25 protein-coding genes are annotated in these 25,321 nt (G+C 56.4%); 15 read left to right on the plus strand and 10 right to left on the minus strand.

From position 1 onward, the window contains the following. Positions 1-98: 98 nt before the first annotated feature. Positions 99-1,688 carry a DEAD/DEAH box helicase gene (locus AXF15_RS06665; protein ID WP_066605060.1) on the plus strand — a complete coding sequence of 530 codons (1,590 nt, stop codon included), beginning with the start codon at positions 99-101 and terminating at the stop codon, positions 1,686-1,688. Positions 1,689-1,873: 185 nt separating this feature from the next. Here AXF15_RS06665 and AXF15_RS06670 read toward each other — a convergent pair whose 3' ends face one another. Continuing rightward, positions 1,874-2,137, minus strand: coding sequence for an RNA recognition motif domain-containing protein (locus AXF15_RS06670; RefSeq protein WP_066608782.1), 264 nt, complete (start codon positions 2,135-2,137; stop codon positions 1,874-1,876). A 390-nt stretch (positions 2,138-2,527) separates the two neighbouring features. On the opposite strand from AXF15_RS06670, the gene AXF15_RS06675 reads away from it, so the two are divergent. From AXF15_RS06675 to AXF15_RS06690, 4 genes are all read left to right on the plus strand, one after another. Continuing rightward, positions 2,528-3,271, plus strand: coding sequence for an ABC transporter substrate-binding protein (locus AXF15_RS06675; protein WP_083517910.1), 744 nt, complete (start codon positions 2,528-2,530; stop codon positions 3,269-3,271). 115 nt (positions 3,272-3,386) lie between these two features. Further along, positions 3,387-4,058, plus strand: a complete 672-nt coding sequence (locus AXF15_RS06680) for an amino acid ABC transporter permease (protein ID WP_066605062.1) — start codon at positions 3,387-3,389, stop codon at positions 4,056-4,058. Next, positions 4,055-4,819 (plus strand): amino acid ABC transporter ATP-binding protein, encoded by a 765-nt coding sequence (locus AXF15_RS06685; RefSeq protein WP_066605064.1) that lies wholly within the window; start codon positions 4,055-4,057, stop codon positions 4,817-4,819. The genes AXF15_RS06680 and AXF15_RS06685 overlap by 4 nt, the downstream gene beginning before the upstream one ends. After that, positions 4,816-5,487: an amino acid ABC transporter permease gene (locus AXF15_RS06690; RefSeq protein WP_066605067.1), complete on the plus strand. Its 672-nt coding sequence runs from the start codon at positions 4,816-4,818 to the stop codon at positions 5,485-5,487. Before AXF15_RS06685 ends, AXF15_RS06690 begins: the two co-directional genes overlap by 4 nt. 175 nt (positions 5,488-5,662) lie before the next feature. Here the strand turns inward: AXF15_RS06690 and AXF15_RS06695 are convergent, their stop codons facing one another. Next, positions 5,663-8,095 (minus strand): GGDEF domain-containing protein, encoded by a 2,433-nt coding sequence (locus tag AXF15_RS06695; protein ID WP_066605069.1) that lies wholly within the window; start codon positions 8,093-8,095, stop codon positions 5,663-5,665. Positions 8,096-8,244: 149 nt separating this feature from the next. On the opposite strand from AXF15_RS06695, the gene AXF15_RS06700 reads away from it, so the two are divergent. The 8 genes from AXF15_RS06700 (at position 8,245) to proB (ending at position 13,513) form a co-directional block, all read left to right on the plus strand. Then, positions 8,245-8,871 carry an MBL fold metallo-hydrolase gene (locus AXF15_RS06700; RefSeq protein WP_066605072.1) on the plus strand — a complete coding sequence of 209 codons (627 nt, stop codon included), beginning with the start codon at positions 8,245-8,247 and terminating at the stop codon, positions 8,869-8,871. Positions 8,872-8,943: 72 nt separating this feature from the next. Then, positions 8,944-9,126 (plus strand): hypothetical protein, encoded by a 183-nt coding sequence (locus tag AXF15_RS06705; protein ID WP_066605075.1) that lies wholly within the window; start codon positions 8,944-8,946, stop codon positions 9,124-9,126. Next, positions 9,123-9,683: a flavodoxin family protein gene (locus tag AXF15_RS06710; RefSeq protein WP_066605078.1), complete on the plus strand. Its 561-nt coding sequence runs from the start codon at positions 9,123-9,125 to the stop codon at positions 9,681-9,683. Before AXF15_RS06705 ends, AXF15_RS06710 begins: the two co-directional genes overlap by 4 nt. Before the next feature lies 1 nt (position 9,684). Beyond that, positions 9,685-10,392, plus strand: a complete 708-nt coding sequence (locus AXF15_RS06715) for a ComF family protein (RefSeq protein ID WP_066605080.1) — start codon at positions 9,685-9,687, stop codon at positions 10,390-10,392. Between the two features lie 155 nt (positions 10,393-10,547). Beyond that, a complete protein-coding gene (rplU, locus tag AXF15_RS06720; protein WP_066605081.1) occupies positions 10,548-10,859 on the plus strand; it encodes a 50S ribosomal protein L21 in 312 nt (103 codons plus the stop codon). Positions 10,860-10,980: 121 nt separating this feature from the next. Beyond that, a complete protein-coding gene (rpmA, locus tag AXF15_RS06725) occupies positions 10,981-11,247 on the plus strand; it encodes a 50S ribosomal protein L27 (protein ID WP_066605082.1) in 267 nt (88 codons plus the stop codon). 93 nt (positions 11,248-11,340) lie between these two features. Further along, a complete protein-coding gene (gene obgE, locus AXF15_RS06730) occupies positions 11,341-12,381 on the plus strand; it encodes a GTPase ObgE (RefSeq protein ID WP_066605085.1) in 1,041 nt (346 codons plus the stop codon). After that, positions 12,365-13,513 (plus strand): glutamate 5-kinase, encoded by a 1,149-nt coding sequence (gene proB, locus AXF15_RS06735; protein ID WP_066605088.1) that lies wholly within the window; start codon positions 12,365-12,367, stop codon positions 13,511-13,513. The genes obgE and proB overlap by 17 nt, the downstream gene beginning before the upstream one ends. Before the next feature lie 92 nt (positions 13,514-13,605). On the opposite strand, the gene AXF15_RS06740 is transcribed toward proB, so the two are convergent. Continuing rightward, positions 13,606-14,262, minus strand: a complete 657-nt coding sequence (locus tag AXF15_RS06740; RefSeq protein WP_066605091.1) for a thiamine diphosphokinase — start codon at positions 14,260-14,262, stop codon at positions 13,606-13,608. A gap of 104 nt (positions 14,263-14,366) precedes the next feature. Here AXF15_RS06740 and AXF15_RS06745 point away from each other — a divergent pair, with 104 nt between their 5' ends. Both AXF15_RS06745 and AXF15_RS06750 read left to right on the plus strand, forming a co-directional pair. Beyond that, complete coding sequence (locus AXF15_RS06745; RefSeq protein WP_066605092.1) at positions 14,367-15,620, plus strand: diguanylate cyclase; 1,254 nt, start codon at positions 14,367-14,369, stop codon at positions 15,618-15,620. Then, on the plus strand, positions 15,620-16,999 hold the full coding sequence (locus tag AXF15_RS06750; RefSeq protein ID WP_066605093.1) for an aminopeptidase P family protein: 1,380 nt from the start codon (positions 15,620-15,622) through the stop codon (positions 16,997-16,999). The genes AXF15_RS06745 and AXF15_RS06750 overlap by 1 nt, the downstream gene beginning before the upstream one ends. A gap of 24 nt (positions 17,000-17,023) precedes the next feature. Here the strand turns inward: AXF15_RS06750 and AXF15_RS06755 are convergent, their stop codons facing one another. From AXF15_RS06755 to AXF15_RS14360, 7 genes are all read right to left on the minus strand, one after another. Beyond that, entirely contained in the window at positions 17,024-17,404 is a 381-nt protein-coding gene (locus AXF15_RS06755; RefSeq protein WP_066605096.1) for a hypothetical protein, read from the minus strand. Between the two features lie 206 nt (positions 17,405-17,610). Continuing rightward, positions 17,611-22,560: a pilus assembly protein gene (locus tag AXF15_RS06760; protein WP_066605099.1), complete on the minus strand. Its 4,950-nt coding sequence runs from the start codon at positions 22,558-22,560 to the stop codon at positions 17,611-17,613. 59 nt (positions 22,561-22,619) lie between these two features. Further along, positions 22,620-23,147 carry a pilus assembly PilX family protein gene (locus AXF15_RS14000; RefSeq protein WP_151192308.1) on the minus strand — a complete coding sequence of 176 codons (528 nt, stop codon included), beginning with the start codon at positions 23,145-23,147 and terminating at the stop codon, positions 22,620-22,622. Then, a complete protein-coding gene (locus AXF15_RS06765) occupies positions 23,125-23,532 on the minus strand; it encodes a type IV pilus modification PilV family protein (protein WP_066605102.1) in 408 nt (135 codons plus the stop codon). Before AXF15_RS06765 ends, AXF15_RS14000 begins: the two co-directional genes overlap by 23 nt. A 21-nt stretch (positions 23,533-23,553) precedes the next feature. Continuing rightward, on the minus strand, positions 23,554-24,153 hold the full coding sequence (locus AXF15_RS06770; protein ID WP_066605108.1) for a PulJ/GspJ family protein: 600 nt from the start codon (positions 24,151-24,153) through the stop codon (positions 23,554-23,556). Positions 24,154-24,165: 12 nt separating this feature from the next. Continuing rightward, positions 24,166-24,648, minus strand: coding sequence for a GspH/FimT family pseudopilin (locus AXF15_RS06775; RefSeq protein WP_083517913.1), 483 nt, complete (start codon positions 24,646-24,648; stop codon positions 24,166-24,168). Between the two features lie 261 nt (positions 24,649-24,909). After that, positions 24,910-25,239, minus strand: coding sequence for a hypothetical protein (locus AXF15_RS14360; RefSeq protein WP_066605117.1), 330 nt, complete (start codon positions 25,237-25,239; stop codon positions 24,910-24,912). Positions 25,240-25,321 lie beyond the last annotated feature (82 nt).

Here is a 25,321-nt window from a genome sequence, read left to right on the forward strand (position 1 = left end):
CCTTTCAGACTTCCCGCGGGCCTTCAGGAACATATGCGCAATCCCGCCGTGATCGCTTTCATGCACGGCGCGCGGAGCAAATCCGCGAAGGAATATTCATGACCACTTTCGCCGAACTGGGCCTTTCCACCCTGACCATTGAAGCTCTGGCCCGCAAGGGTTTCGAGGAGCCCACGCCCATTCAGATCCAGGCCATCCCCGCCGTGCTGTCGGGAGAGGCTGACATCGTGGCCCAGGCCCAGACGGGCACGGGCAAAACGGCGGCCTTCGGGCTGCCTCTGCTGGAACTGCTGGACCAGACCTCCCACTCGGTGCAGGCGCTGGTGCTGACTCCCACCCGGGAGCTGGCCATTCAGGTGGCCGAGGAAATCAACTCCCTGCGCGGCGGCCGCACCATCAGCGTGACGCCCATCTACGGCGGACAATCCATGGAGATCCAGCTGCGCAACCTCAGGAAAGGCGTATCCGTGGTGGTCGGCACTCCGGGCCGGGTGCTGGACCATCTGCGCCGGGGAAGTCTCGATGTCTCGGGCATCGACTTTCTGGTTCTGGATGAAGCCGACGAGATGCTGAACATGGGCTTTCTGGAGGATGTGCGCGAAATCATGGACCAGACGGCCCCGGACAAGCGCACCATGCTTTTTTCCGCGACCATGCCCGCCGAAATTCTGCGGATCGCCAAAAAATACATGGGCGACTATCAGGTCATCCAGGCTGTTTCCGGCCAGCTCACGACAGCCCAGACGGATCAGATCTATTTCGAGGTTTCGGCCGGGGACAAGTTCGAGGCCCTGTGCCGGATCATCGACATGGACGAGGATTTCTACGGTCTGGTCTTCGCCCGGACCAAGGTCGACGCGGACATGGTTTCACAGCGCCTGCAGGAGCGCGGCTACGACGCCGACACCCTGCACGGCGACATTTCCCAGAGTCTGCGCGAAAAGATCCTGGGTAAATTCAAAAAACGGCTGATCACCATCCTGGTGGCCACGGACGTGGCCGCACGCGGCATCGACGTGCGCGACCTGACCCATGTCATCAATTACGATCTGCCCCACGATCCGGAATCCTACGTGCACCGCGTGGGCCGCACAGGCCGGGCGGGCAAGCAGGGCATCGCCATCACCTTCATCACGCCCTCGGAATACCGCCGCCTGCAATTCATCAGCAAACAGGCCAAAACCGACATCCGCAAGGCCCGGCTGCCCAAGGTCAGCGAGCTGATCAGCATGAAGAAGGAACGCATCCGCGCCGAGTTGCAGGCCATTGTGGCCACGGAGCCGGAGCTGGAGTTTCTGGGCATGGCCCAGGAACTGCTGGAGCAGAGCAAACCCCGCGAAACTCTGGCCGCGCTGCTGCAATACATGTTTCAGGAAGAGCTGGACGCCTCCAACTACAAGGAAATCAACGACGCCTCGGTCATGGACAGAAAGGGCAAAACCCGCCTGTTCGTGGCCCAGGGGCGCAAGGACGGCCTGACTCCGAAGCGGCTGCTCTCCTTTCTGGACGCGAACTGTCACATTCCGTCCCGCAAGGTCTGGGACATTCAGATCATGGACACCTTTTCCTTTGTCTCCCTGCCCTTCCAGGAGGCGGAAAAGGTTCTCTCCATGTTCAACCGCCAGGGTAAGGAAGGAACCCTGGTGTTTACCAAAGCCAAAGGACGGCCGGCTCCATCCAGAAAATGACCGGCGCCGGGCCGGTTGTGTTTTCCGGCCAAAAGAAGAGTCGTCCGGCCGGTGCGGAGTTCACTGCGTATCGGCTTTTTGCGTTCCGGGATCGGAAGACGGGAAGAGCGCGCCGGGGATCATGAAAAAGACCCCCGTCCGGCAAGGACGAGGGTCTTTCGAATCTCCGCTTCGAGAAGTAAAAATCAGTAGCGCGGACGGCTTTCGCGGGGCTGGGACTCGTTGACCTTCAGGGTGCGGCCCTGGAAATCGGTACCGTTGATGGCGGCAATGGCCTTGCGTGCGCCTTCCTCGTCCATCTCGACAAAGCCGAAGCCACGGGAGCGGCCGGTGGCGCGGTCTTCGATGACGTGGGCCGAAGCCACCTCGCCATACTGGGCAAAGAGGGAACGGAGGTCCGCATCGGTGGTGGACCAGGACAGATTTCCAACATAGATGTTCGTAGCCAAAACAATAACTCCGGAAAAAAAGGGTAAAAAAATCGCGGGCTGCCGCCCGCTCTGGACATCGGAGCCGCCTCCCATGAAGGGCCCCGGTCGTCCGCAGGACGGAGCCGCCTAAAATGAAAATGGCGGCGATGTCAAGAAATCATGAAACAACAGTCCGGGCCATGCGTAGGGAGTCTGCACCCATGGTGCTTCCGTCACGCAAATAAAATGCGGAAAACGGGCGGCCATCAGGGCTGGCTTCAGAGCGCATGTTGAGGAACAAAGTTGCGATTTTTGCGAGATGCGGCTACCAGAGCACCTTCCGGTACGTGGCTGCGCCGGAGAAATTCATTCCGCTTCGCGCCCGTGCGAGGCCCCATTTCACCAAACACTTTCACGAGGATGGAGAACATGCTGAAACGAGCCGCTTTGCTGATCGTCTGCCTTGTGTGCATGGCCGCCGGAAACGGCCTGGCTCAGGAGAAAGTCCTGATCAACGGCATCGACGCCAACTATCCGCCTTTCGCCTATGTGGACCAGAGCGGCAAGCCCAGCGGGTTCGACGTGGACGCCGTGGACTGGATCGCCGCGAAGATGGGCTTCACGGTCAAGCATGTTCCCGTGGACTGGGACGGTATCATCCCCAATCTGCTGGCCAAGAAGATCGATTTCATCTGCTCCGGCATGAGCATCACCCCCGAGCGGGCGGCCAAGGTGAACTTCACGCGTCCCTACTGGGAAGTGAAGAACGTGTTCGTGACCAAAAAGGGTTCCGAACTGAAGGCCGACGACATCTACGGCCGGGATGTGGTCGTGGGCATGCAGGCCGGTACGTCCGAGGCCAAATGGATGGAGGACGAGAAGAAGAAACGCGGCTGGAAGTTTGAAATCCGCTATTACGACTCCGCGCCCATGGCCGTGGAAGATGTGGTCAACGGCCGCATCGATGCCGCCGCCATGAACTATCCGCCCGCCCGTGACGCCGAACGCAAAAAGGATGTCCAGATCATCGGCGCGTTTGGCGAGGTGGAAGAATTCGGTGCCGCGGTGCGCAAGGAAGACCAGGAAATGCTGGATACGCTGAACAAGGGCTTTGAGATGCTGAAGGCCGATCCGTACTGGGAAGAGCTGATCTCCAAGCATCTCAACAAATAATCTTCCGCCCGTGCTGGATTTTCCGGGGAGGCCCTTGGCCTTCCCGTTTTTTTGCAATTCGTTCCTTAAGCCCGCCGATTCCGGCCGCCTCTCACCGGCTTTTCAGGATGGACACATGAATGAAACCCTCGCCGTCCTCGCCGATGCCCTGCCCTATGTGCTGCAAGGCGCGGCCATTACCGTCGCCGCCGTGGTCGGGGCCATGTTTCTGGGGCTTCTGATCGGCGTGCCTCTGGCCGTGGGGCAGGTGTATGGGCGCGCTCCGGCCCGGATGCTGTGCGGGCTTTATGTCTGGTTCTTTCGCGGCGTGCCCATTCTGGTGCTTCTGTTTCTTTTCTATTTCGGCCTGTTCAGTTTTCTGGGCTGGAACGTGAGCGCCCTGGCCGCGGCCACGATCGTGCTGGGCATGACCAGCGGCGCGTATCAGTCCCAGATTTTCCGGGGCTCCATTCTCGGGCTGTCCCAGGGGCAGTTCAAGGCCGCTCTGGCCCTGGGCATGTCCCGGAGCCAGGCCATCCGGTCGGTCATTCTGCCCCAGGCCCTGCGGCTGTCCATTCCCGGCTGGTCCAACGAGTATTCCATCATACTGAAGGATTCCGCTCTGGCCTTTGTCCTTGGGGCCAGCGAAATCATGGCCCGTACCCATTTCGTGGCCTCGCGGACCTACAAGCATCTGCCGCTGTATCTGAGCGCGGCGGTGCTCTATTTCGTATTGACCTGGATCGGCGTGGCCCTGCTGCGGGCCCTGGAAAAACGTCTCAGAATAAAGGGCTACGTGCACTCATGACCACGACCACGCGGACACCGCTGATGCGGGTGCGGGAGATTTCCAAAAGCCTGGGCGGGCGGGAGATTCTGAAATCCGTCAGCCTGGATCTGTATGAAGGCGAAATGAAGGTGCTCATCGGGCCGTCCGGCGGCGGCAAAAGCACTTTGCTGCAATGCATGAACCATCTGATCACGCCCGACCGGGGCGATATCGAGCTGGACGGACGAAGGGTGGATCCGCGCAAATCCCGTGAACTGTGCCGCTTCCGTCAGCAGGTGGGCATGATTTTCCAGGATTTCAATCTGTTCGATCATCTGACCGCTCTCGAGAACGTCAGCATCGCCCTGCGCAAGGTACGCGGCATGGGGCGCCGTGAAGCCGCCGAACGGGCCCGGGCCGAGCTGGATCGGGTCGGCTTGGCCGACAAGGAGCGGCTCTACCCGGCGGAGCTTTCGGGTGGACAGAAGCAGCGCGTATCCATCGCCCGCGCCCTGGCCATGGATCCCAAGGTCATGCTGCTGGACGAGCCTACTTCAGCCTTGGATCCGGAGCTGGTCAGCGAGGTGCTGACCGTCATCCGGGGGCTGGCCCAGAACGGCATGACCATGGTCATGGCCACGCACCAGATGGGCTTTACCCGCGCCCTGGCCGATGAAGTGCTGTTCATGCAGGACGGCCGGATCATCGAGCAGGGCAGCCCGCGGGAACTGCTGGCCGAAGGATCGGGCACGCGGACGCTGGATTTCTGTTCGCGGATTCTGGAAATGGAAGGGCTATGAACGGGGAACTGGCATTTCTGCTGGAGCGCCTGCTGCCGGTCCTGAACGAGGGTGTGCTCATGAGCCTGAAGCTCATCATTCCATCTTCCGTTCTGGGACTGGCCTTCGGCGTGGTGGTGGGCGCATGCCGGGCCTTCGGCGGCGGTCCCGTCAAAGCGCTGGCCAACGGCTATGCGGCCTTGTTCCGGGGTACGCCCCTGGTCATCCAGCTTTTCATTCTCTATTTCGGGCTGCCCAATATCGGCATCTATTTCAAGCCGTACACGGCGGCGGTGCTGGGATTCACCCTGTGCAGCGCGGCCTATCATTCCGAATACGTGCGCGGCGGCCTTCTCTCCATCAAGCGCGGCCAGATTCTGGCGGCCCAGGCCCTGGGCTTCTCCACTCTGAGCACGCTGGTCACCATCATCGTGCCGCAGGCGTTCCGCCGGGCCCTGCCCGGATGCGGCAATGAAATCGTCTATCTGATCAAGTATTCGTCCCTGGCCTATGTGGTCACCTGCTTCGAGCTGACCGGCAAGGCCAAGATCGTGGCCAGCGAGACCTTCCGCTTCACCGAGGTGTTCATGGTGGTGGGCGTATACTACCTGATCATGGTCAGTCTGGCTTCCTGGGGCCTGCACCGGCTGGAAAAACGGCTGGAAATTCCTGGATTCGGGCACAGGTGATTCTGACCGGTCCGGCACCGGGTATGGCTGGTCTCTGCGATGGGGCTGGCCGCACTTCAGACTGATTCGAACACCTGGCGGCGGGGATGAGCCTTTTCATCTCAAAATCGTGTGACAGAATGGTGGCGTTCGCCGGTCATGCCTGTATACCGCCGCACCGCTGCCTGTATTCCGCTCAGACCCGGCTGTTCCGGCCCGCGGCGCTGATTCTGGTCTGTTGCGCTTCGGCCGTTTTGCCCTGCTGTTCCAGGGCCGCCGCGAGCACTTCCCAGAAGACCGGAACCTCGGGCCGCAGTTGTACGCTCTGCCGGGCCAGAGACTCGGCGATTTCCGGATCGTCGCCCTGATCGAGGTAGATGCGGGCCAGCAGGTGGTAGGACTGGGCGTCCTGGGGCGCGGAGGTCACGGCCTGATGCAGGTATTCCCGCGCCGTCTCCCGGTCGCCCCGGCGGAAGGCCAGCCGGGCCAGACAGCGGCAGGCCAGACGCTCGCCGTCGGGCATGGCCTGTATCCGCTGATAACGTTCCCGGGCCGCGTCGGGATTGCCCGCTTCCTCGTCGATGAGGCCCAGGCGAATCTGGGCGTAGACATGCTCGGGCGCGATGGCGAGTACCTGTTCGAAAGCCTTCCGGGCGGCCTCGGAGTCGCCGTCCTTCAGGCAGACATAGCCGAAATTGTAGAGCGCCATGTGCCGGTCCGGCCAGCGTTCGGTCAGAGCCTGGAACGTGCTCCGGGCCGTGGCGTACTTGTTCAGGCGCGCGTAGCAGATGCCGAGGGAGTTGCGGGCCAGGAAGTTGTTCTCGTCCACGGCCAGCGCTTTTTTGTATTCGGCGATGGCGTCGTAGATTTCTCCCTGGGCGAAAAGCCGGTCGGCGCTGATGTTCAGGGAAACGGAGTCGAAGCAGGCGATCCTGTCCCCGTGGAGCATGGCCGCATGGTCCAGAGCCTTGCGGACGTTTTCCAGAATTTCGGAGCGGGTGGCGTCCAGAAAGGGAAAGCCCGCGATGCCCACGGTCGTGTCCAACTCGTCGAAACGTTCGTCCTGAAAAAGCTCGTGTACGGCCCGCGCGCACTGTTCATGGTCCATGTCCGGCACATAGTAGACCACGCAGTTGACGCTGTAGCGGCCGCCCAGGGTCCCGGCCCCGAAGATTTCCTCGGCCCGGCCGGTCAGGGCCTGAAAAAATTGCTCCTCGCGCATCCGGTCCACGGCCGAGCGTTCGGCATGCGGCGTCTCCAGACGCATGAGCGCCATGCAGAAGGTCTTGGCCCGGCCCCTGACGCTCTGCCACGCCTGCAGAAAACCCCGGTACGGGTACAGGCCCGTGAGCAGATCCTTATGGGGCGTCTCGTCTTCGGGCGCTACGGGAAGCTGTTCCGTAAGCCCCGCGTGTTCCTCCAGAAGGACCAGCCGGTCTCCCTTTTCGACGGGCCACGCAGAGTCGGTCTGAGCGAGAATCTCGGCGATGGACCAGTTGTCCCGGACATCCACCAGAGACACTTCGGCCTTGTATGCGGCCGGGTAACGGTCTGTGAGCGTAGCCGGGGTTTTCGGATCGGTTTCCGGCCCGCCGACGGCCTGGGGCTGGATCAGAAACCGCTGTCCCTCGCTCGCGTCCACGCTCCGGCCGAGACTGACCACCAGCCGGTTCATGGGCATGACATCGAGAACCGCGCCGTTCTGGGAAAGGATCTGGCGGAAGGAACAGATTTGCCCCCGGCCTCCGGCCTGGGCCGAGACCAGAGCTGTTTCGGCCTTTTCCAGCACGATGCGGGCCTGTTCCTCGGCGGCCCTGCGAAACTGCGTTCCCTGGAAATCCTGGGGATAGTTGGTGAAGCCGATGCAGGCCGAGAGATTGACGTCCTCGCGCAGCGGCTCGAACCGGGCCGTGATGCGCCTCAGTTCCGCGCCGGCCGTATGCGCCAGCTCGCCCATTCTGGTCCGGGAGGCCTGGGGCCAGAGCACGCCGAAGGTATCGCCATCCAGACGGCAGAGAACGGCCTGGCTGGGACAGACCTGGCGCAGGCGATCGGCCGCGCGCACCAGCAGATCGTCTCCGAAAAGGTGTCCGTAGTGTTCGTTGATGCGCCGGAAATGATCCAGATCGGCGACCAGCAGGCCGAAGCAGGCGCTGTGGGTGTGCAGGGTATCGTCGGCCACGGCTCCGGGGCCGGGCATGGCCGAACCCAGAATGCCCGAAATCTCCCGGACCAGGGCCTGATGCAGGCTGGCCTTGTTGTACAGGCCGGTCAGGGGGTCGGTCACGGCCTGTTTGCGCAGCAGGATCTGCTCCAGGCACAGTCCCGCCATGACAGGCAGATAGGGCAGGGCCGGCAGGATTTCGTCCGGACTTACGCCTCTGGCCGCGAAAATGGCCAGCAAAATCCCTCCGTGGGCCAGCGGCAGCATGAGCCGGTCTTCTTCCAGTTCGGCCCGGCCATATGGATGTTCCGGGGACGGAGCCGCATTTTCCGGAGGAGCCGTCGGAAAAATGAGGCTGTAGGAGGAAAAGGACAGGAAGGTCTTCAGTGCCGATCTGAGAAAGGCTTCGTGTTCGATGATATCCTGCCGTCGCAGGCCGCCGTTTTCGGATGGAGTGTCGGTCATGGCATGTCCCTTGTTTCGGCAGGCATTTGCCCCAAGGTCCGGACCTTGTCCAGAATGCCCGGCCCGTCCCGGGCCGGACATGCGTCACGCCGCGGGGAGTTTGAATTTTGCCCGGAAGCGGACTAGACGGCGGCACAAAAGGAGCCATTATGAACGTGACTGTCATGCAGCTCGGGCCGCTCGAAACCAACTGCTACATCGTACATTCGGAGGCCAGGGCGCTGGTGATCGATCCCGGCGGGGAAGCGGAGAAAATCCTGGCCTTTCTGGACAAATCGGGATTGAGTCTGGACGTGATTCTGAACACGCACCTGCATTTTGACCACATCCAGGGCAATGCGGCCCTTGTCTCGGCCACGGGTGCGGCCGTGCGGGCGGGCGCCGCGGATGCGTACCTGCTCGACACGGAGCTGGGCGGCGGCGGAATGATGGGATTGCCGCGCACTCCGCCTTTTTCCTACGAACCTCTGGCGGAAGGGGAGACGGAGTTTCTGGGCGCATCCTGCCGGGTCATGTCCACTCCGGGCCACAGTCCGGGCAGTCTGTCCTTTTATTTTCCCGATCTGAACGCGGTTTTCGTGGGCGATCTGCTGTTTTACCGATCCGTTGGGCGCACGGATTTCTCTGGCGGGTCCCATGCGGAGCTTGCGCGTTCCGTCCGCTCTAAAATATTTTCCCTGCCTGCGGACACTGTGGTGTATCCCGGGCATGGCCCGGAAACCACCGTGGGCTCCGAGCAGCTGAACAATCCGTTTTTCACCGAGTTTGTGCGCTAGCCGCGCGCGGGCCGGAATGGAGCTTCCATGATTCCCGAAGGCGAGCACGATCTGCGGAATCAGTGTTGACATGTGGGTGTGGACGCCGGTTGGCGTCTGCGGTTTTCCCGGAAAGACCGGGAGGTGTTCTGGGTGCGTCCCGAAGTGGTCCCGCAGTTGGAAAACGTCCTGTATATCGCCACGGACTGGACTCTGGAACTGCATCCCGCCGGGGAGTGGCTCCGGGCCGTGTACACGCGCAAGGCCCGGCCGTGAGTTCTCCGCTGGTGCTGTCCCTGAGCCCGCGCGCCGGAGGCAATTCCGAAGCGGCGGCCCGCCTGTTCGCGGCCTCGCTGGCGCGTCCCGTTGCCGCACATTTTCTGCGCGATTATGAAATCCTTCCCTGCACGGGCTGCGGGCGCTGCGCCGGGTCCGGCCGTTGCGTCCTGGCGGGCCGCGACCATGCGGAAGAGCTTTTCTCCATGCTGAAGGCCGCTTCGGGCGTGGCCCTGTGTGCTCCGGTTTATTTCTACCATCTTCCGGCCCAGGCCAAAGCCTGGGTGGATCGCGCCCAGAGCCGCTACGTCGTCCGCCGGGAGCATCCCTGTGCCGGTCCGCCTCTTCCGGCCTGGATCACGCTCATTGCCGGGCGGCCGCGCGGAGAGAAGCTTTTCGCCGGTATTCTGCCTACCTTGCGCTATTTTCTGGAAGTCTTTCATTTTCAGATTGTGGATACGGTCTTGCTGCGCGACCTGGACGGCCCTTCGGATCTGGCTCGGGATGCGGCGGCGGCTGAAGCCGTGGCCCGCATGGCCAGGATGAGCGGATTCTGATATGTCCGGGCCGCTTTCCCTCATTACGGCGGCTTTACTTAAGGGGCGCTGTCAGGTCTGCCTGACGCCCGTCCCTGCGACGGCTGGGCCGCTCTGCGGAAATTGTGACGCCCTCCTGCCGCTTCGGCAGGGCGGATACTGTCCGCGGTGCGGCATCTGCTACGCGGATGCCTCCGCACCGCCGTATCTGTGCCTGAACTGCCGGATCAGTCCGCCGCCGTGGTCGGCTTTGGCCTTTTACGCGCCATACGCGGGGCTGCTGAAGGAACTGATTCACGGATACAAGTTCGGCCACGATCATGGACTGGGATTTTTGCTGCGGCACTTGGCGGTGCGGGCCTGGGAGGCGCATGGACTCCACCCGCCGGATCGCGTCGTGCCGGTGCCCATGCGTTCCGGGAAAGTGCTCGCCCGCGGATTCAATCAGAGTGTGGAACTGGCCCGGATGCTGTGTTCTGCCTTTGGATTTGCTCTGTACCCGGATGGCCTGCGGAAAATCCGTCCGACCCGCCCGCAGTTCAGCCTGAGACGGGCCGCGCGGCGGGAAAATGTGGCCGGAGCGTTTGCCGCCTCTTCCATGAAAGGGTTGAGAGTGCTGCTGGTGGACGATGTGGCGACCACGGGAGCGACTCTTTCGGCCTGCGCCAGAACCTGCCTGGATGCGGGCGCTGCGCGGGCGGATGCCTTTGTGCTGGCCCGCGCGTTGTGAACCCTCAGGGGACATTGCTGTTGACGGCACGCTTTGTTTCGGCCTATGAGCGACCTCTTTCATTTTTCCCGCGGTTGCGGGCGCAGCGTATGAAAGCCTTGACGGGGCGCTTGGGAAGGGGTAGCCACGTCATTCACTATTTTGGAGGTCGGAAAATGTTTGCAATCGTGGAAACCGGCGGAAAACAGTTTCGCGTGGAAGAAGGCCGCAGCCTGAAGGTCGCCAGGATGGACGCTCAGGCCGGTTCGGCGATCACTCTGGACAAGATTCTGCTCGTGGGTGCCGGAGCCGACGTGAAAGTCGGGCAGCCTTTCGTGTCCGGGGCTTCCGTGCAGTGCGAAGTGGTTGATCACGGCCGGGATAAAAAGATCATTATCTTCAAGAAGAAACGCCGTAAGGATTACCGGAGGAAACAGGGGCATCGTCAGGATTTTACCCTGCTCAAGGTAACCTCCATCCAGGCCTAGCGGCTTGTTGAAAAACACAATTTTTCTGCGGAGGCTGTGCGGAATTCTTCCGGCCAGAACCGAATTTTCACGGTGACGGTGTCTGAAGGAGATATTCAGCCTTCCAGCCCAGGAGGAAAATATGGCTCATAAAAAGGCAGGCGGAAGTTCCCGCAATGGACGCGACAGCGCCGGTCAGCGGCTCGGCGTGAAGAAGTTCGGCGGCCAGACGGTTTTGGCGGGCAACATCCTGGTGCGGCAGCACGGCACCAAGGTCCATCCCGGCACCAACGTCGGCGTGGGCAAGGACTATACGCTTTTCGCCCTCGTTGACGGGATTGTGAAGTTTGAAAAATATACCCGCAAGAACAAGGTCAAGACCAGGGTCAGCATCGTTCCTGCTGCCTAGTTTTTTGCCGGAGTCAGCCTTTTCAAGCCGCCGCAAGGGAATTTCTCTTGGGCGGCTTTTTGTTTGCCCGCGCGCGGCGCGGGCGGGGGAAACATGAGATTTGTCGATGAGGCGCGGATTATTGTCCGTTCGGGGAATGGCGGTAACGGCTGCGTGTCCTTCCGCCGGGAAAAGTATGTACCCAGAGGCGGGCCCGATGGCGGGGACGGCGGCAAGGGCGGCGATGTCATTCTGCGGGCCACGGACAAGCTGCTGACCCTGTACGATTACCGCCATGCGGCGGTGCAGGAAGCGGAGAGCGGGCGGCCCGGCGCGGGAAAGCTGTGTTTTGGGCGGGCCGGGGCGGATCGGATCATCGAAGTCCCCGTGGGGACTCAGGCCTACGAGGAGACGGAAGACGGCGAAACGCTCATCGCCGATTTTACCCGTGACGGCCAGGAACTGCCCGTGGCCCGCGGCGGCAGGGGCGGCAAGGGAAATACGCATTTCAAGTCCTCGACCATGCAGGTGCCGCGTTTTGCCCAGCCCGGTGAAGCCGGAGAGGAAAAATACATCCGGCTGGAGCTCAAGGTCTTTGCGGATGTGGGCCTGCTCGGCCTGCCCAATGCGGGAAAGTCCACTTTCATTTCGGCCATTTCCGCCGCGAAACCGAAGATCGCCGCCTATCCCTTCACCACGCTCACGCCCAATTTGGGAGTGGTGCTGGATGATCAGGGACGCAAGCTGGTCGTGGCGGACATTCCGGGACTCATCGAAGGCGCACATGCCGGTCTGGGTCTTGGGCATACATTTCTGCGGCATGTGGAGCGTTCCCGCTTTCTGGTGCACATATTGAGCGCCGAGGATGTGCATCTTGAAAATCCCATGGCCGGATTTCAGATTCTGGACGAGGAACTGCGCCGTTTCGATCCCGCCTTGGCCGGAAAGTCCCAGCTCAGGGTGATCAACAAGGTCGATCTGCTGGACGAGGCGCGTCTGGAGGAAATGCGGGCCGCTTTTTCCGGCCGGGGAGTGCTGTTCATGTCCGCTCTGGAAGGTGCGGGCGTGGAAGAGGTGCTGGCGGCCATGTGGGCCAGACATCACGACGCGGTGGCTGCTGAAGAGGGGGAAGATAGAGATGAGCCGGGATATTGATTGGCGCTCGCGGCGTCGTCAGGCGCTGGAGAAGGCCAGACGGGTGGTCGTCAAGGTGGGCAGCGCGGTGCTGACCACGGACAAGGGCCTTGATCCGCGGGTGATCAATCGCTTGGCGGATCAGATGGCCGCCCTGCACGACCGGGGGCTCGATCTGATACTGGTCACATCCGGCGCCGTGGCAGCGGGCCGTCATGTCCTCGGCGAGGATCCGGCCTGCATGGTGCACAAACAGGCCGCTTCGGCCGTGGGACAGAGCAGGCTCATGCACGGCTACGACGAGGCTTTTGGCCGTTACGGCAAGATCACCGCCCAGATTTTGCTGACCAGGGACGATCTGCGCAGCCGGGAACGTTTTCTGAACGCCCGCAATACCATGAGCCGTCTGCTGGAGTGGCGGGTCATCCCCATTGTCAACGAGAATGACACCGTGGCCGTGCAGGAACTGAAATTTGGCGATAATGACGCCCTGTCGGCCATGGTCGCCAATCTGGTGGAGGCGGATCTCGTCGTCAATCTGACCTCCGCCCCCGGCGTTTTCAGCGACAATCCCCTCACCAATCCCGATGCCGTCTTTGTGCCGTACATTGAGGACATAGCCGGGATGAATCTTCAGACCATGTGCCGGGGCAAGACCGGAGCCGGAACCGGCGGCATGCTCAGCAAGCTCATGGCCGCGCGCCGGGCCGCGCGCCGGGGAGTGCCGACACTTATTGTTTCCGGCAAGGAAAAGTTTGCTCTGGAGCGCATTTTCAATCTGGAGGAACTGGGCACCTGGATCGCCCCCACCGGGAAAATGTTGACGGGCCGGAAATTCTGGCTGGCCTATCATCTGGATCCGGCAGGCAGCATCGCCGTGGACGCGGGAGCCGCCCGGGCGCTTCAGACCGGGGGCAAGAGCCTGCTGGCAGCCGGAGTGGTCCGCGTGGAAGGAAATTTCGGCGTCGGCGCTCTGGTGAGTATCGTCGATCTGGATGGCGCCTCCGTGGGAGTGGGACTAACCAATTTCAAGGCGGCGGATCTGCGCAGAATTCAGGGATTGTCCAGCGTGGAGATTGAAAAAGTGCTGGGTCCCTGTCCACACAGCGAGGTCGTGCACCGGGACAACATGGTCCTTGAAAGTGCGCTGTAGAAATGCATGGGTATGTGGCCGGATGATGCGCCTGAATCTACTCCGGGGGAAGAAGTATCCGGCCAGAAAGATCGCGGGTGGGACCCCCCATTTCAGAGAGCGGCGTTATCCGCATGCAGATGAAAGACCAGAAGCCGTCCGGAACGGAGCCGGACGCAGGCTTTCTCCTCGCTGAAGACGTTGCTCAGCCCCTGGGAGGAACCAAAGGGCAGGTGGGCGTCCTGAAGGGGGTATTCAAGGCCGGTCAGCGTCACGCCGTTCGCATCGCCGCTCACGGGGATGATGGACAGCGTGTCACCGGGTCGCCCCTGAAGGTTCAAGAGACCGTCCGTGAGGTATACGGTCTGGGTGTCGTCCATGATCCGGGCTGCGGTGTTTCGCTTCAGGCAATGCTCCAGAAGCAGCAGATTGCCCAACGTATGATCCAGGCGGCCGCCTGTGGCTCCCAGAATGGTGATAAGACCGGCCTCCCCGTCCAGAGCCAGCTCCAGAGCCAGCTCCAGATCCGTGGCGTCCTTGCGGGTCGGGTGCAGAAAAAGCTCCACGCCCGCGTCCCGGTACCGGGCGAGCAGTTCTGGCGGTGTGGAGTCCATGTCGCCCACGGCCAGATGCGGTGTCACTCCCAGCGCGGCGAGCATCCGGCTGCCGCCGTCCACGCTGATCACACGGTCGGCATCGGCGATGACGGTCCGTATGCGCGGGGACGAGGCGGGCTCGCCATTGGCTGCGAGGACCCAGTGCGTTATCATGTTTTCTCCGGTGGAATGAATTTTGCCCTGTTTTTGCCGCCAACGGATTTTCCGTGGCATTTCGCGGAAATAAACATCTGATTTTTGTAAATCAAGGACATTGCATGTCTGTTCCCAATATACTCGTGGTTGACGACAGCAGGATGTTTCTGCGCCTGCTGGTGCAAAAAGTGCGGCATCACATACCCAGTCAGGTGTTTGCGGCCGATTCTCTGAAAAAAACACAGACTTTGCTGGATGGGCACGATTTTGACATAGCCATGCTGGATCTCAACCTGCCGGATGCATCTCAGGGCGAGGTGGTGGACTTGGTGTTGAAATATGATGTGCCTGTCATTGTATTCGCTTCGGCGTGTTCGGAACGGCTTCGCAAGCGCCTGTGGGCCAAGGACATTGCGGATTACGTGATCAAGGAGGGGGACGACAGTCTGCAATACGCTGTGAGCCAGGCCCGGCGCATTTTACGCAACAGGGATATCAAGGTGCTGGTGGTTGAAGACTTGGAATCGGTGCGGGGGATGATCGCCAAGCTGCTGCGCGTGCACCGGTTTCAGGTGTTCGAAGCGGATGGAGGCGCATCGGGACTTCGCGTATTGCAGGATAACCCGGACATTCGTTTGATTATCGCCGACTATGAGATGCCGGAAATGGATGGCGTACAGTTTCTCCGCAAGGTCCGGCAGACGCACGCCAAAGAGCAGATGGCCGTTATCGGAGTCTCCAGTCATGAAGACGAGCCCCTTTCCACCCGCTTTTTGAAGAGTGGCGCCAATGATTTTCTGAAAAAGCCATTTTCCAGTGAAGAATTCTACTGCCGTATTTCCCAGAATATAGAGTTATTGGAATATATAGAAGAAATAAAGGAATATTCGGAGAAAGATTTCCTGACAGGGTTATATAACAGGCGTTATCTTTTTCAAAATGCGCCCTCTTTTATTGAAGAAGCCAGAAACATGGGTCAAGATGTTTTTCTTTCCATGTTCGATATAGATTTTTTCAAAAAAATAAATGATATATACGGACATGAAGCTGGAGATGCCGTCCTGAAAAATATAGGGGACAAGCTGAAGGATTTGTTTAGTACCCATGGTATGGTCGTTCGGCTTGGTGGTGAGGAGTTTTGCGCAGTTTTACGGGATGACGGCATGGACATCTCTGCTGTTTTGGATCAGTTCCGCATTGATATAGCGGAAAGCTTCATGGAGTATGGGGAATTATCCTTGAGTTATACATTGAGTATCGGCCTGTGCGCCATCACGGACGAAAAGCTGGACTCCGTGTTACGCCGGGCAGATGCCGCCTTGTACCGGGCCAAGCAGAATGGCCGTAACAGACTGGAATACGACAGGGAGTCGTGATGTTTGAAGCTTCCGTATATTCCGCCCGCAGGAAGGAACTCATGGGCCGAATGGGCACCGGCGCGATACTGTTTCCGGGCAGCACCTTGGTGGGTATGAATTACCGGGCCAATACCTATCCGTTCCGGCAGGATGGCTCTTTTACGTACTATGCCGGCTTGAATGCGCCGGGTCTGGTGCTGGGGCTTGACTGCGATACTGGCGAGGAAATTTTGTTCGGATACGAGCCGATGCTGGATGATGTCATCTGGAGCGGTCTGGCCCCATCGCTGGAGGAACTGGCTCATAATGCGGGCGTGGAGCGGACTTTGCCGCTCCGGTGCCTCTCCGATTGGTGTCGTTCAAGGCAGGTGCGGCATCTGCCGACGTATCGCGCCGATCAGGTATTGCTATTGTGCCGTGTTTTGGGCCGGTCTCCCGAAGAGATTGAAGCCGGGAGTTCACCAGAACTCATCCGGAACGTGGTGGCTCAGCGCAGCATCAAGACTGCCGCCGAGGTGGAAGAGATTCGTGCCGCAGTGGAATTGTCCGCCCGCATGTACGAGATGGTCATGATTCATTGCCGCCCCGGCGTGACCGAGCGGGAATTGTACGGGCGTGCCCAGGGCATGATCGCGGCCAGCGGGAGCATGGAGGCTTTCCCCATGATTCTCACTCGCAGCGGTCAGGTTCTGCACAACCATGCACATCACCAGATTCTGTCAGCGGGAGATCTGCTGCTGGTGGATTCGGGCGTGTGCTCTCCCTTGGGCTACGCTTCGGACATAACGCGGACTCTGCCCGTAAATGGAAGCTTTTCTTCCAGGCAGCGGGATGTATACGAGGTAGTCATGCGCGCCCAGCGTGCAGGCATAAAACATATGAAGCCTGGCACGCCGTTTCTGGAATGTCATCTGGCCGCAGCACGGGCGGTGGCCGCCGGGCTTCAGGAGTTGGGTCTTATGCGTGGCGATATCGAGGAAGGCGTGGCCACCGGGGCGCATGCACTCTTTTTTCCGCATGGCCTGGGGCATATGCTGGGGATTGACGTGCACGACATGGAAAGTCTGGGAGAGGATTTTGTCGGGTACGATCGGGAATTTCGGCACAGCGGGCAGTTCGGGTTATCCGGTTTACGCCTGGCCCGAAGGTTGGAAGCGGGGTTTGTGGTCACTGTGGAGCCCGGCGTGTATTTCATCCCGGCACTTATCGCCAGATGGCGGGAACAGGGACTCCATGCGGACTTCATCAATTATGCGGCTGTGGAACAGTATATGGATTTCGGCGGCATCCGGCTGGAGGACGATATACTGGTTACTGAGACAGGTGCGGAGATTCTCAGCCAACGTATTCCTCTTGAGCCAAGCGATGTATGTGCCCGCATGGCCGTAGCCTCGTAGAGGGCATTTTTTGAGTGAGATGGTTCAGCTGGTGGCCCCGGTAGAGCTATCGTCTTCATCGAGTGTGATAGCTCTTAAAGGTGGTGCAGCTCTCAGGGATTTTTCAGACAGCATGCTTTTCCAGGCGCGCCACGGAATTCGGCAGGAATAAAAAAGCCCGCTCCCGACCAAGATGTAGATGCCGCTTTTGATTTCATCGGGCATGGGCAAGCGTTTGACGATCCCTCCAAGCAGCATCATACAGAAGACAAGCCCCCAATTCCTGACGGAAAAAAATCCTCCCAGACAGGCCGGATCGGGTTTACGTTGAAGACGCTTTACGATCTCCTTGGCTACTCCATCGAATACCGCTCTGCTTTTGAGTATTCCCGCTGTCGCACTGACCAGAATTATGCCTCCTGCCATGGGCCATGACGTCTGCCACAAGAGAAGTGCTCCTCTGGTGACCAGACAGCAGCCTACAGCGCCCCACACACATGTGGCCGTGAATATACGGGTGCGTAGTGTGGCACGAGGAGTCAGGCGGTCGAGCCAAGAGGGCAGCATGGTCTGTGCTTAGGGAATTGATGCAAAGTCAAACGCGGGGCAAAAGCCCCGCGTTTGATAGATCACTAGTTTTCGCGCCAGAATATCTGACCTGTCCGAATGGGATGCGGTTCATTGAAAGGTATTTCCACTACAGCTCCTGTACTGGTTGATGCAATCACTTTCGAGTCTCCGCCTCTGCCTTTATGGACGACGGCAGCGGGAGCGATCCCTCGTCCCAGTGAAACCGATTTGCTGAAGATGTTGGTGTCCCGGAAAATCGGGGTAAAATATGAGGTACCCGTCTTATAGTAAAATCCCCAGAGATAGCTCCTTCCTTCATGTTCGCATACATTCTCAGAAGGGGCGTAGCTGGTGAAGGTCACTGCACCTCCAGTGAGGGCCGCCTTACCGAGCACTCTTTCCAGAGGATCATTGGACATGGTATGAACCCATCCCTCTTTGGCGTTGACTGCATCAAGAAGTCTCTGCCAAGTCGGAGGAGTGACCCCTAAGACATTAACGCAGTTCTGATTGTAAGCACCGTCAACACAGCTACCTTTTGTTACAACAATATCTGTACTGTTAAAAAGCTCTTCAAGTTTTACTTCCCGCCATTCAATATTATTTGAGGCGTCAACAGGTTCTCTGATCCCGTAGAAGTCCATTCTACGGGTTTGTTTGATCTCAGGACGGTTAAAAAAACGCCCCGTTCCAAAGTACACCCATACGCGGCCTTCATCATCTGTTGTGATGGAAGGGGATGCTGCAATAGGTTGTTTTGGGCGTATAAGCGTCGAATTGCCTATCCAATTTACAGTTCTACTGCTGTCTGCACCTTGGTTTTTCGTGATCAGGCGGTACATCGTACCTCTGGGCTGCGTCATATCGCCAGCGATGGTACCATAATACACTACATCTGCTTTGAACCGAGCAGAAGCATTCCGATTACTGCCGATATCCAAATCAACAGTGGCAGGGTCGGAAATGAAGGAGCCTGACTCTGTGGTGGCAAAAGTATGCCCTCCAGCCTTGAATTGGCCATTGGATTGCAGAGTCTGGACCTGCTTTTTACTGGCGAGAGCCTTGAGATCAAGCACATACAGCTGACCATTTTGATTGCTGACAGCTTTCTGAATAAGTTCGGGATTGGCATTGCCATTGGCATCGGCAGGTCCTGAGCCAAAAATAAGGTACCACTGATTTTGCTGATCTGTCCTCGCGTTTGCTGTTGCCATAGGAATTACTGTTGGGAAACACGTTGTGAATCCCTGTCTCGGCATTGCAATTTCCCCCAGAAGTCTCGGAGGGGCTTCCGGATTTGTAATATCCATAATGACATAAGCAGAGCTTGTGATTCTGTCTGAAGTTGCGTCGAAGTTTTTTCCATCGGTCTTATCCATGTCCACCTGAATTGCTCCACCACCAAACCGCATCCCGGCGACGAGAATTGTCCCCCATCCATCGGGATAAGTGGAGTTGTCCAGCGGGGTAACGCCGTCAGACATGAAAAAGACGCGAGCATCAAAAACACGTGGAGGTAGATCCATGTAGCTGACATGGATTTGATCTCGATAGGTTGGTTCTGTCAGCCAATGCAAGTGGGGAAGTAGGTTATAAGGTATATATGCCCAGACTTCCTGTCCAAGGGCAAATGGAGTTTCTGTTGAACGTTGCAGATTGAAACTGCTGTCCGTGCTATTGAAAAAACCACCATTAAAAGCATGAAGCATGCCGTCATTTGCCCCGACATAAATCATCTGGCGGCGATTTTTATATCTGACGAGAAAATGTTCGTATGTTTTGTCTCCATAGAGCAGATTGTAATTTTCGACAGGTCTGCCGACACCGATTGGTGTTGAGTAAGCGATATCTCCAAGCCTCCATGTGCGGTTACCGCCACCGTCGGGATAGACTCTTGTGCGGGTTGCAGGAATATGATGCCCGGAGATCGTTTCGGGGCTCATGTCCTGACCCCGGATAAATTTGACCTGTCGCTCGGCGAGGCGGTTGAGGACATTTTTGAACGCACTTGGGTTGGCCCTGCGAAGATCTGCCAGCTCTTTGGGAGTGTATTCAAAGTTCGGTGCGTAAAGGTTCAAATATGCATAGAAATCCTTCGAACCAGCAAGGCCAAGCTGAGGCGAAGCGGCAGGAGCTTGAGGAGGCCAGACAAATGCCTGTATTTCGTCTGTTGCTGGAACCATGTCTTGATTTTTATCGGCAAAAGTGAATATGTATCTATTGGGTGAAGCATCGGCATAGGCGATGCGTTGCGTAACGGTCTGGCTGTTTGTCAGACCATTCAGCCATGGTGAGGATGTCCATAAGAAGTTTATTCTTCTTTGGTCTCCCAGAGATATGGCGTTGTTCAACTCCTCTGGCGAAATGATGCTGTCTCCATTGCTGTCTGTGATAAGGAGCAGACCAGCGCTCGTGGCATTCGACGCATTCATATCTAAAGGGTAATGGACAATCTTGTCTTCTTTGAGATCGAGTTTTTGGTTTTTGTTTGAATCCTCGCGAAGGTTTCCACGTCCATCCACGAACAACGCCTGAACTTGCCCCGCCCAATGGAGCTTCACACCAGGAGCGACAGCATCAGGATATTCAGGGTAAATAGAAGAGAGGTACACAGCCCCTTCACTATTACGGGATTTTGATGAAGTAATCGATGCTGGTGTACCTGAAGAAGCTCTGGACAGAATCCCTTCAAATGTTTTCCGCATCTGTTCTTCAAGTTTTGTGGGGTTGGCTACATAGACATAGCTGTCTGGATTCCCATCACCGTCGCTGTCCCATTCATTTTCCTGATCAGGTATACCATTTTGGTTGATATCTTTGAAGCCACCCCATTTTGCCGCATACCAGAGAGGGTTCTTGAGCAGTCTCGCCGCAGATGTATTGCTTGGAGTGAAGGTTCGCGTGTTGGTTGGCGGAATCTGCGTTGTGCTGGTTCCCCGGCCAGGGCCATCGCGGTCTGGGGGCGTGTCAAGGTAGTAATCCGTGACCCCGGGTTTGCTGGCGACTTCCAGGTAGACACCATCCTTGGTGGTACCCGATATGACATAGCCCGCGTGCATGGTGTAGCCTGCAGACTGGTACTCGTGAGTCAGCTTGACTTCCAGTTTGCCGCCAACAATTTTGTATTCATATCTGACGATGAAATCCATGTCATGGTCCGCACCCTGCTCGACATCTTCAAAGTTGACACGGAACGTTCCATGCGATTGATCTTCGGCGATTTCTTCCACAAAAAAATCAACGATGGTGCATGTCGGCTGAAACGCCCCTTCACTTGAATTCATGTTTTCATGAGCATAAACTTTGACGGTTTTGGCAAAAGGCACAAGGGCTATTTCTTGACTACTTCCTATCGGAATACGGATTTCAGGCAGAGGTGAAGATAACGCCACCATACGCGAGATCATATTTTGTGTCTCTGCCAGATTGGAGCTCAAATCCGTTGTCGCGGCATAGTGCGTGACTGCCGCCGAATAATAAGAACCTTCTTTGGTCGGCTCTTCCTGGCAGAGGCCGCGTACTTTGCCTGTTGCATCCGAAATGTCTTTGGGGCTGCAAGAGCTGTCGTAGCGTCCACTCGCTTGGCCAATAAAGAAACTCCCCTTGATATTTTCGTGTTTGGCAATTTTTTTGAACCGTTCCTCAACATTCAACCCAGGTAAACTGGAGCTGATAGGTTTGCCCCATGCGCTGCCGGGAAGGTGATCGGAGTCGTAGGACGGATAAATATCAGATATGGCCACCATCACCGGCTGTGCGCAGTAGTTGGCTGCGCTAAGAGGATTCTCCCAGGCAGGTCTGGGGAGTCCGAGTTCATCATCGATTTTGGACTTGGCTGTGAATTGTTCCGTTGGACCGGTTCCGCCGGCGAAATATCGTGTCGTTTCGTAGATCATTTCTGCTAGAGGATTTCCCCAATCTGGAAATGCCTTTGACCATGGGGCCGATATGGGCGCTGTTGTCTGCCAGCCTCCATTGTATCTCTTATCTTTGTAATTATAGTCAGATATCCGTAATTTGTTGATCGTGCTTATGATTCCATTTGTGGCGGTGAAGACTCCTGACTCGCCATCAATTTCATCACGGATTGTCCCGATATTTTTGCGCAGGACTCCGCCTGCCATGTTTTGATCATAGGAGCCCGTGAGAAGACCAAAGAGTATGGCGTCCGATTCACCATAATTTTGCAGGATGCCAATGGGTTTGTAATTTCCTTTGGGGTAAAGTTTGCAATTGCGCTCAGGCATGCTCGCTACTCCGACTTCCACCTGAACCATGAAAATATCGGGCGTCCCTAATGAATCATCTACGACTGGAGTTTCTTTAGCGACCCAGCTCCATATTCTTTTATTATTCCCCACGTTCTGTAGCACGCAGAGCAAAGGCCCTCCTGTGTTGGGGTTTGGATCTCGTGTTGTGGAGGCGAAAAAGTGTCTCTTGCCATTTTCAGGGATACTGTATGGGGTGTAATCTCTGATATCATAGCCATCTATCGCTACAGATGTATATTCTTTGCCAAATGAATGTGCATCTTGGGGAATGAAGGCTCTGCGCAAAACAGTCTTTTCTGGCGTGTCAATTATCCTCTGTCCTCCGTAAAGGACCTTTCTGATACAATCCATTCGAGTCATTGTTATGTAATTTAAAAAATTACCACTCCAGTATTGTCCTTTTGAAATATTTTTCTTGTTTGCCGTGGTTTTCTTGGGGACGAATGTCTTGCTTGCCGCATTGTATTCATAAAGCTTGTAACAATCAAAATATCCGTAGTAATCGATATTTTCTTTGTAGTGAATGTCGATCTTTCCGTCGCCATCAATGTCTGAAGCGTCATTGTATGCTTCGTAATATAGCCGATGGTCTCTTGCCATAGTCAACATGACAAGTGGCGGCCTCGCTTTGGTCAAGAATGGAGGGATATAGCTATATTGACCAGCCTCTTGGGAAAATGCGCTGCCATAAAATAAGAATATAAAAAAAAGAAACCATGTAATGCATATAATTTTCTTCATGGTTTTGAAACTCCTTCACTTCATCATAAGTAAATTTTTTATTCAAAGCCCCTGTGAGCTTAATTGCTTACATGTCGCCATCCCATATCGACTTCTGCGTTACTGTTTCGTTTGCCTGTACGATGAGAGCGAATGAGAAAGATGAAAGAAGCTCCGGGTGGGTTGCCATGATATGCCATTGCCATTTCTTGGCTCGTTCCAGGATTCGCCTCGGTGCCTGTTTGCCCTGCGCGGACATAGGTCCCTTCTGTCCCGTTAACATAAATATGTAAGAACTCAGGATTATTGACGGCTGTTGGATCGTAAGGAGCGTCTACCCATGCTGTATCTCCCCCATAAAATGTAGTATTGGTGTCGGCGATTGCTTCTTCCAGAAATTCATGTCCTACATTTGCGCCGGAATCAGCATGTAGAAAAGCAATTTTGCTGTCTCGATCATTTGCTGAAGAGAAGATATTCATATCTGCTACTTCTAGCCCTGCATAACCCAAGGCTGCTAAAATAACCAAAACAATCAGCGCTATAACTAAAGCTGATCCAGACTGATATTCTTTTCCCTGTTTATTAATTTTTTCTGCTGTAAACATAAGTACTCACAACTTGAGATTGAAGTCCTTTATTATTCCAGTTGACTGTACATACGATTTCTTTACAACCATCCATATCCATGGGAGTGCTGTTTGTCAGTACGCAGTTCATGCGATATTCCACCCCGTCGAGTGTCCGATTTATAGATCCCCCCTCCAGCTTGTTGAAGTCTTTTTCCGAATATTGAGCGGAGATCCGTGATTCTAAAAACTCTTCAGCCATGAGAGCGGCCTGTGTCATATAGTAGGCCCTGGCGTCCTGAATTGTCGAACGAGAAATCAATCCCGCTGCTGCCAAGATACCTAGGGCTAGAATGGCCGCGCCTACCAATATCTCGACCAAAGTGAAACCTTGTTGTGCAGATTCTTCTGAAATGCGGCTCATAACTGTTTCTGCCTATGTTTTTTATTGAATGTTGCGGACCTGCACTCTTGTGGTCATCGCCCGGTTGGGAATCTTGAGTCCCTCCCGCTGTGGTGATGGCATGGCCATCACGCTAATCTCCACCATGCGAATATCTTGCAGAGCGGCTTCTGGATTCGTGATTTGTGCTCCATCTTTACGAAAATACGTAAAATTTAAGGCACTAATGTGTTCAGCAGTACGAACCCAGTTAATAGCCCCTTTGGCGTAATATTTTCTGATCGTATTGTCCCCGGAGTTCAATTGATAACCCACAATAGCAGTGTCGGTATTGTTGAGGGCCTGAGGCTGGTCTGTGGAAATCCTATCTCTCGCGCAGAGAATGCTTTGCTTCGTTGCGCTCATGAATCCAAAGTTCTCTCCTCCTGTGGAGTAGCCGCACATGCGCAGGTCATCCGCTATCTGATTCATTGTGGACAAAAGTTCTTGCTGCATGGCCGTTTTTTCCTCCTGACGGGCTGCCATGCGGTTGTGCAGATCAAAGACGTTATAGATGGCAGTAATGATGATACTGAATATCAACGTGCCTACCAGAAGTTCCACGAGGGTAAAGCCGTTTTGCGGTAAAGATTGATTGTTCATCGGCGGATTTCCTTATTGGACCCGGATGTTTCCAGATATACCTACGGAGATATTCATTCGCGAACCAGGTGAAGTCATGTTTATGCTTCCGTTCGGGAGAGTGCCATCAACAGCGATTGGCCTTCCCTTGCCTGTGAAAACATATTTGTTTTTACTGTTGGTATTGACATCAATGGGTGTACGAAATCCTGCCAGAGAAAACGTCCGAAGGGTTGCATTGTCGGCTTGACGGACAACCGACCACCCCATGTCGGTAATGCGGACTTCCATTGGCCTGTTTTCTTTGATCGCTTCAATGCGGGCAGCGTGCAAAGAGGAAACCAGATTGCGCGTCGCTCGCTTAAGGTCAGCGCGGTCAGCGTGGCGGAAGAGCCACGTTCCAGAGACAACGGCCAGAATAGAAAGGATTCCAATAACAACGAGCACTTCTACAAGAGTCACGCCCACTTCCGGAGAGTTTTTTTGTGGCAAGGGAGGAGAAGCTGGAGAGAGCATAAATTTCTCGGGGTAGAGTGTTCCTAATATCTACTAATATAGCGAAAGGTTGCTTACTTTACAAGCTTTTGGGAAATATATTGTAGATGTGCCGAAAAGACGGTTATGGGCACATCTATCGTAGCGCATGGCAATTCTACGCCAACCATTGATCCTGCCGAACATAATCTTAAGTTTATTCCGGTAGTTGCAGAGATTTTTATCATAAATGAGACAGGTCGTTTTCGATTCTTTTTGGGCATGGCGTGATGCCCCTGCCAATTAACGTCCCATGAGGCCAGTTTTTGTCATCACCATGACCCGCCAGAATTGCTTTGGCCCGCGGTAAAGAATCCAAAAAGAGCTCGCCATCTCTGTGATCACTGACCTGGATTTTCGGGGGCGCCAGAAGCGCAGGCTTGCCGTCACCGTCACAAACAGCGTGGCGCTTTGAGCCCTTCCTTTCGTACACTCAATGCACTGGGAAAGAGCCCTCTTAAGCAGACTTGCGCCCGTCTGGTGAGCTTCGAGATGAGTCGCATCGATCGTCAGCCTGCCGTCTTTCCCCGTTGTTTTCACCAGTTCGAAAAAGATATCACTGAGGACAGCCATGCAACCAGCGTGCAAAAATGCAGGCTGTGTTCGATGACACAAATAATTACCGCTTATGTATACCGTGTGAAAGCGAAAAAAA

Origin of the sequence: Desulfomicrobium orale DSM 12838, from assembly GCF_001553625.1 — a bacterium.
GTDB lineage: Bacteria > Desulfobacterota > Desulfovibrionia > Desulfovibrionales > Desulfomicrobiaceae > Desulfomicrobium > Desulfomicrobium orale.